Origin of the sequence: Streptomyces tricolor, assembly GCF_002155905.1 — a bacterium.
GTDB classification, from domain to species: domain Bacteria; phylum Actinomycetota; class Actinomycetes; order Streptomycetales; family Streptomycetaceae; genus Streptomyces; species Streptomyces tricolor.
In genome coordinates, this window is the sequence record NZ_MUMF01000515.1 from 20,594 (window position 1) to 27,647 (window position 7,054).

Genomic DNA, 7,054 nt, shown 5'->3' on the forward strand with positions numbered 1-7,054 from the left:
GTTCCGTGCGAGACAGGAAGGCGATCACATGGCCGAACTGCGCCTGGGACCGCTGCTGAGGTACACCGACGGCTCCCGCGCGACCGTGTGGGTCGAGGCGAGCGGGCCCTGCACGGCGCGGGTGCGCTGTTCCGACGGCGCGAGCGGCACGGCCGCCACCTTCCAGGTGGCCGGGCACCACTACGCGCTGGTCACGGTGACCGGGCTGACACCGGGCACCTCACCGTCGTACGAGGTGCTGCTGGACGACACGCCCGTGTGGCCCCTGCCCGACTCCCGCTTCCCGCCCTCCGTCATCCGCACCCCGGGCACCGGTCACGCCGTCCGGGTCACCTTCGGCTCGTGCCGCTGGGCCGCGCCCCCGGCGGACGGCCACGACCCGGTCGGCGCCGACGCCCTGGACGCCCTGGCCCGCCGGCTGTCGTCCGACCCCGGCGCGGAGCGCCCCGACGTCCTGCTGCTGCTGGGCGACCAGATCTACGCGGACGAGACCTCCGAGGAGACGCGCCGCTGGCTGGCCGGCCGCCGCGACCTGGACGAGCCGCCCGGCGGCCAGGTCACCGACTACGAGGAGTACTGCCACCTCTACTACGAGTCCTGGCTCGATCCCGGGGTCCGCTGGCTGCTGTCCACCGTGCCCAGCTTCATGATCTTCGACGACCACGACATCGTGGACGACTGGAACACCTCCGCCGCCTGGCTCGCCGACATGCGCGCCACCGGCTGGTGGCGGAAGCGGCTGACGGCCGGCCTGATGTCGTACTGGGTCCACCAGCACCTCGGCAACCTCTCCCCCGACGAACTGGCCGACGATCCGACCTGGGCCGCCGTGCACGCCACGCCGGACGGCACCCGGGCGCTGCACGCCCTCGCCGAGCGGGCCGAGGCCGACTTCTCCTCGGTCCGCTTCAGCTACCGGCGCGACTTCGGCCGGGTCCGGGTGGTGATGGTCGACTCCCGGGCCGCGCGCGTCCTGGAGGAGGGCCACCGCGCCATGCTCGATCCGGCCGAGGCCGCCTGGCTGCGCGAACAGGTCCTCGCCGACGAGGGGGCCTACGACCACCTCCTGATCGGCACCTCCCTGCCCTGGCTGCTGCCGCACCTGGTGCACGACGCCGAGGGCTGGGACGCGGCCCTGTGCGCCGGGGAGCGCGGCGACCGCTGGGCCCGCTTCGGCGAGTGGCTGCGCCGCGGCGCCGACCTGGAGCACTGGGCGGCCTTCCCGCGTTCCTTCGCCGACCTCGCCGACCTGATCGGCGAGGCCGCGGCGGCGCCGGGTGCCCCGGCGAGCGTGTGCGTGCTGTCCGGGGACGTGCACCACGGCTACCTCGCCGAGGCGACCTGGCGGGCCGGCGACCTCGGCATCCCCGTCGTCCAGCTCACCTGCTCACCCGTGCACAACTCCGTGCCGCTCACGATGCGGATCGGTTTCCGCGTCGGCTGGAGCGCGCCGGCCCGCTTCCTGGGCCGCCTCCTCGCCCGGCACGGCCGCTGCCCCCGACCGCCGGTGCGCTGGCGCAAGCGGGGCGGTCCGTGGTTCGGCAACCAGCTCATGACCCTGACCCTGGACGGCCGTTCGGCCCGCCTGCGCCTGGAACGCACCGGCACGGAGGCGAGGCTGCACACGGTCCACGAGAGGAGCCTCACCGGGTAGTTCAGCGCCGTGCGGCGTACGACACGAACTCCGTCCATGGGAAGGGGGCGACGGTGCTGTGGGGCGCCCGGTCTGTGACCGGGCGCCGCGAGGGCGCCCGGTCGTCGCCGGCCCGGCACCGGACGGAGCCGTTGGCCGAGGTCAGCGAGGGCTGAGAAGGCAGAACTCGTTGCCTTCGGGGTCGGCCAGGACCGTCCAGTGGATCGCGGACTGGTCGATACCGGGGTCGGTGGCGCCCAGAGCGCGCAGTCGGGCCTTCTCTGCTTCCAGGTCGTCACCGGGGTACGGGCTGACGTCGAGGTGGACGCGGTTCCACACGCTCTTGGTGTCGGGGGTGCGGACGAACTCCAGGTAGGGACCGACGCCTTTGGCGGAGCGCATGGTCGCGCGGTCGTCGGTGACCTCGTGCACCGTCCAGTCCATCGCCTGGCCCCAGAACCGCGCCATCTCCCGCGGGTCGGCGCAGTCGACCACCACCGCGGCGATCGGCCCGGTGTCCTGGTGGGCCGGGCGGGGATCCAGGACGCAGAACTCGTTGCCCTCCGGGTCGGCCATGACCGTCCACGGCACGTCGCCCTGACCCACGTCGGCGAGCGTCGCGCCGAGATCCTTCAACCGCGCGACCAGCTCCGCCTGATGGGCGGTCGAGGTGGTGGCCAGATCGACATGCACCCGGTTCTTCACCGTCTTGGGTTCCGGGCGGGCGACGAGGTCGATGCACACGGCCGACGGGTCGGGGTAGGCGAAACCCACGGGTTCGAGGTTGGTCACGCCGGGCCCCTCGCTGTCGACACCCCAACCGAGGGCTTCCGCCCAGAATCGGCCGAGCGCGGAGTCGTCCTGGGCCTTCATGTTGATCTGCACCAGTCTCGTTGTCATGCGCAGATCCTAGTTTTCAGTGCCGCGCGGCGTACGACACGAACTCCGTCCACGTGGAGGGGGCGACGGTGAGGCGGGGGCCGTCGTCCTGCTTCGAGTCCCTGATGTGGATGGTGGAGGGGGTGGGGGCCACGGACCAGTTCAGGCCCACTTCGACACACGAGTCGCCTTCACTGCTGCTGCTGTAGCTGCTCTTGAACCAGCGGATCATGTTGCCCCCAGCAGTTGCTCGATGAAGGTCGTGGACTCACGGGGCGTGAGTGCCTGCGCCCGGACGATGCCGTAGCGCAGCTCAAGGATACGGAGATACCTCGGTTCCTCTACCGGTCGGCCGTTGACTACCGCTGGCGAGCGGCCCACTGCCGAACCGTCAGCGAACTTCAGCACCTCGATGCCACCAGCCGATCCGGCGTGTTCCTCACGGTCCATCGGCATCACCTGAAGCTCGACACCGCGCAACTCGGCCACTCTCAGGAGGTGTTCCAGCTGGCCCCGCAGTGCCTCTTTACCTCCGAGCGGCCGTCGCAGCGTCCACTCCTCCAGGACGAAGCTCATTTCGGGCGCCGGATCCCGATCGAAGATCGACTTTCGGGCCAACCTCGCCGATAGGTACCGCTCCACCTGTTCGCTGCTGTATGCGGGGCGCCGCATAAGGAGCAGCGCTCGCGCGTACTCGGGTGTCTGGAGCAGTCCGTGGATGTTCAGCGGATCGTAGAGCTGAACCTCGACAGCTTTGGCCTCCCGCTCGGCCAACGCGCGAACTCTCCTGGGATACCGAACCTTCTCCACATCCTCCTTCATCGCCGCCAGCAACCCACCCGCGCCCAAGACCTCGTCGGCCTTGTCCAGGTACTCCGGCCTGGGGATCCGCTTGCCGGACTCGACCTTGTAGACCAGGTCCTCCCCGTAGCCGATGGCCTTGGCGAAGTCGGCGACCCTCATCCCCACCGCTTCCCGGCGGAGTTTCAACTGGCGGCCCACCGTTGCGAGGACGGCCAGGCCCCACTCGTCGTCCGGCTCGACCTCCCACCCCGGCTCCTCTTCCCCACTCACACCACACCACCCCCTTGTACAGTCCGGACACCACCGGACACGCGCTGGACAGTGACTCTACGCAACCGTTTGGTCACTGTTCAGGGGTAGCAGGCACGGCCACTCTGAGTGATGTGAACCAGGAAATCTCCACCCACATCTCCACCCCCAGGGCGACCAGCCACAGTGACGGCCCGATCCCCAGCTTCACCGTGCAGCTCTCCCCCACGCCTCGCGGAGCCCGGCTCGCCCGGCTGCTCGCCAGGGAGCAACTGCGGTCCTGGGGGCTGCCCCTGGACCCGGCGGAGCTGATCGTCGCCGAGCTGGCGGCCAACGCGGTCACGCACGGGCGGGTGGCCGGCCGGGACTTCCGGCTGACCCTGTACGCCGTCGGTGACACCCTCCGCATCGAGGTGGCCGACACGCGCGGTGACCAACTGCCGGAGCCCGCGCGGCCGGAGCCGGACGCCGACTCGGGGCGGGGGCTGCTGCTGGTGGCCGCGCTCGCGCAGCGCTGGGGAACGGCGCCCGGGCCCTCGCCCCGCAAGACGGTGTGGGCCGAGGTGCGGGTCGGCTCAGGGGACGCGGCGGCGGTAGACCTGCCGGGAGCCGCCCTCCGGGCCGGGGGCCGTCGGCTCGGCGGGGGTGAAGCCGAGCGTCTCGTAGAACACCCGCGCTCCGCTGGTCACCGCGCCGGGGTGGTCCGGGCCGAAGGTGACCACCTCGACGGTGGCCGGGGCGTCGACGAACCTGCGGAGCGCGTCCGCCATCAGTGCACGCCCGACACCCTGGCCGCGCGCCTGCTCGGCGACCACCAGCCAGTGCACGTGGTGGACGGGGGCCGTGCCGCCGAAGAGCAGGGCGCCGAGGAGGTCCGCCGGTTCCCGGTCCTCGGCGACCAGGGCCGTGCCGCGGCGGACGGTGTCCAGCACCGCGCCGCTGAAGCCGGGGTCGTCCACCATCGGGCCGAACCAGTGCTCCACCCCGGCCGCGAGGCGGAGGAAGCCGGGGAGGTCCCGCTCCCGTGCCAGTCTGATGATCATCAGGGCAGTCTGGCAGCGGAGGCGGTGGTTCAGGAGTGCCCGAGTTCCGCCGTCTCCTCGTCGCCGGTCTCGGGGACCGAGCCCGAGTCGCGGGCCGGGCGGAGCGGGAAGGGGTCGACCCGGGTCTCGTCGATGACCGGCGCGGCGGGCTGCGGGGGCTTCGGCATGACCGCCGCCTCCGAGTGGCCTCCGCAGCCGTAGGACAGGGAGACCACGCGGCCGTCCGCCGGGGAGAACTCGTTGGCGCAGACGCCGAAGGCCTGGCCGAGGGAGCCGCCGATGGGGGCCAGGAAGCCGCACGTCAGGCAGCTGGCGGGGGCCGCCTGGGCCATCGCGGTCTTCGGGCCGAAGGCCTCCTCCCAGCGGTCCGCCGCGATGTGCAGGCCGTAGCGGGACAGCACGCGCGCGCGGCGCATGCCCAGTTCCTCGGCCACGGACGCGATCGAGCCGCGGCTCGGGGTCGTCGGCTGGACGGCGGGGGCGCCGGGCGTGACGTCGGCGTCCTCCGCCTCCGCCAGTTCCCGCATCTCCTCGGAGACCACCGAGTTCGGCGGCGGCTCCTCCTCGCCGGTGTAGCCGGGCTCCAGGCGCAGGTCGTCCTGGTCGGTGGGGAGCAGGTCGCCGGGCCCGAGGTCGCCGGGGCGCAGGCGTTCACTCCACGGCACCCACTCGGGGGCGAGGAGGGCGTCGGGGCCGGGCAGCAGGACGACCTCGTCCAGGGTGACGATCTTGGCGCGGGAGGCGCGGGCCACCGTGACCGCCCAGCGCCAGCCCCGGTAGCCCAGCTCCTTGCACTCGAAGAAGTGCGTGACGACGCGGTCGCCCTCCGACACCAGGCCGGTGTGCTCGCCGATGACGCCGGGCGCGGCGGCCTCCTCGGCGGCGGCGCGGGCGAGGTCGACGGCCTCGGCGCACAAGCGGTCGGGGGTGCGGCTTCGCGTGGTCGCTGCGCTCACAGGTATCGCTTCTCTCCTACGCCGTCTCGTCGAGTGCGGCTGCCTCCGGCGGTTTCGCCGACGGAGCGGACCTGGGGACCGCATCGACGTCTGCATCCGCGCGCCTGGGCGCACCTCTGCCATCCATTCTGCGTTATGGCTGAGATAGGCACGCTACACCGGACGGGATTCGTGGAGATTCCCACCCGCCTCTCTGCCTGCGCCGAAGCCTCACCGAAGCCTCACCGTCGCCTCACCGAAGCCCGTGCCGACCGGAGTCGTACGGCGCCACACCCGTCGTATCCGCACTATCCGGCCGTGTCTCGGGGCACTATGAACGGCGTGGCAGCCGCGGACAGGGCACGTGGTCGGGGCGGCGGTGCGGGCCCGGTGGGCGGTGCCGTCCGCGCGGTCGGCCGTGCCCTGCACCTCCCGGTCACCGGCGCGGCACGCGGCATCCGCAGGGCCACGCACGCGCACGGCGCGGGCGAGTCGGGGCTGGGGAAGCTGATCGAGCTGCACGCCGTGAACGGCGCCGGCGACGTCATGGTCACCGTGGCGCTCGCGTCCACGGTGTTCTTCTCGGTGCCGACGGACGAGGCGCGGGGGCGGGTCGCCCTCTATCTCGCCATCACCATGGCGCCCTTCACGGTCCTCGCCCCGGTCATCGGTCCGCTCCTCGACCGGCTGCCGCACGGACGGCGGGCCGCGATGGCGGGGGCGATGCTGGCGCGGGCGCTGCTCGCGCTGGTCATCTCGGGGGCGGTGGCGAGCGGCAGCCTGGAGCTGTACCCGGCCGCGCTGGGGGTGCTGGTGGCGTCCAAGGCGTACGGCGTGGTGCGCAGCGCCGTCGTACCGCGGCTGCTGCCGCCGCGGTTCTCGCTGGTGAAGGCCAACTCGCGGGTGACGCTGGCGGGGCTGCTGGCCACGGGTGCCGCCGCGCCGGTGGCGGCCGGGCTGCACGCCGTCGGCGATCCGTGGCCGCTGTACGGAGCCTTTCTGATCTTCGCTGCCGGGACGTTTCTGTCGTTCTCCCTGCCGCCCGCGGTGGACTCGGCGAAGGGCGAGGACGTGGCGCTGCTCGCGGCCGACGAGGAGCATCTGCACGGGCCGCTGCGGAGGCGGGTGAAGCGGCCGGGGCTGCGGACGGTGGGACCGGCCGTCACGCACGCGCTCGGCGCCAACGCCGCCCTGCGCTGCCTGTCCGGCTTCCTGATCTTCTTCCTGGCCTTCCTGCTGCGCGAGCACCCGCTGACCGGCGTCGGCCTGAAGGGCTTCCCCGAGTACCGCGACGGGCACGCCTCGCTCGCCCTGTCCTCGGGCAGCGACACGGAGGGCGCGGGCGCGGCGTACCGGCGGCAGCCGCTGCTCTCCCCGCACAACATGTATCTGCTGGTCCTCTGCGAGCAGGGCCTGATCGGGCTGCTGTGCCTCGCGGGCGGCTGGCTCGCCCTGCTGGTGTGCGCCGTGCGCGGTCTGCGGCGGACCCGCGCGGCCGGCGGCCGGGGCCT

At 72.6% G+C, this 7,054-nt stretch carries 6 protein-coding genes and 2 pseudogenes; 3 read left to right on the top strand and 5 right to left on the bottom strand.

The genetic code is table 11. The features are described 5' to 3' along the window. The first annotated feature begins 28 nt into the window (after positions 1 to 28). Positions 29 to 1,654 (top strand): alkaline phosphatase D family protein, encoded by a 1,626-nt coding sequence (locus CCN44_RS32185; RefSeq protein ID WP_086701644.1) that lies wholly within the window; start codon positions 29 to 31, stop codon positions 1,652 to 1,654. Between the two features lie 141 nt (positions 1,655 to 1,795). Here CCN44_RS32185 and CCN44_RS32190 read toward each other — a convergent pair whose 3' ends face one another. From CCN44_RS32190 to CCN44_RS32200, 3 genes are read right to left on the bottom strand one after another with little or no spacing between them, the layout of a single operon-like run. After that, positions 1,796 to 2,533, bottom strand: a complete 738-nt coding sequence (locus CCN44_RS32190) for a VOC family protein (RefSeq protein WP_059250468.1) — start codon at positions 2,531 to 2,533, stop codon at positions 1,796 to 1,798. A 16-nt stretch (positions 2,534 to 2,549) separates the two neighbouring features. Beyond that, entirely contained in the window at positions 2,550 to 2,744 is a 195-nt protein-coding gene (locus CCN44_RS32195; RefSeq protein ID WP_059250466.1) for a DUF397 domain-containing protein, read from the bottom strand. Beyond that, positions 2,741 to 3,586 (bottom strand): helix-turn-helix domain-containing protein, encoded by an 846-nt coding sequence (locus CCN44_RS32200; protein WP_086701647.1) that lies wholly within the window; start codon positions 3,584 to 3,586, stop codon positions 2,741 to 2,743. Before CCN44_RS32200 ends, CCN44_RS32195 begins: the two co-directional genes overlap by 4 nt. 137 nt (positions 3,587 to 3,723) lie before the next feature. Here CCN44_RS32200 and CCN44_RS32205 point away from each other — a divergent pair. Beyond that, positions 3,724 to 4,134 (top strand): annotated as a pseudogene (locus CCN44_RS32205) (ATP-binding protein); the annotation flags it as partial. A 6-nt stretch (positions 4,135 to 4,140) separates the two neighbouring features. On the opposite strand, the gene CCN44_RS32210 reads toward CCN44_RS32205, so the two are convergent. Next, complete coding sequence (locus CCN44_RS32210) at positions 4,141 to 4,608, bottom strand: GNAT family N-acetyltransferase (RefSeq protein WP_086701651.1); 468 nt, start codon at positions 4,606 to 4,608, stop codon at positions 4,141 to 4,143. Between the two features lie 29 nt (positions 4,609 to 4,637). Beyond that, entirely contained in the window at positions 4,638 to 5,564 is a 927-nt protein-coding gene (locus tag CCN44_RS32215; protein WP_059250458.1) for a DUF3027 domain-containing protein, read from the bottom strand. A 312-nt stretch (positions 5,565 to 5,876) separates the two neighbouring features. Between CCN44_RS32215 and CCN44_RS32220 the strand changes: the two are divergent. Next, positions 5,877 to 7,054, top strand: a pseudogene (locus CCN44_RS32220) (hypothetical protein); the annotation flags it as partial.

Excerpts from the sequence above, each read along its gene's own strand:
- CCN44_RS32185 (WP_086701644.1), top strand. The coding sequence starts at position 29 with ATGGCCGAACTGCGCCTGGGACCGCTGCTGAGGTACACCGACGGCTCC.
- CCN44_RS32190 (WP_059250468.1), bottom strand. The coding sequence starts at position 2,533 with ATGACAACGAGACTGGTGCAGATCAACATGAAGGCCCAGGACGACTCC.
- CCN44_RS32195 (WP_059250466.1), bottom strand. The coding sequence starts at position 2,744 with ATGATCCGCTGGTTCAAGAGCAGCTACAGCAGCAGCAGTGAAGGCGAC.
- CCN44_RS32210 (WP_086701651.1), bottom strand. The coding sequence starts at position 4,608 with ATGATCATCAGACTGGCACGGGAGCGGGACCTCCCCGGCTTCCTCCGC.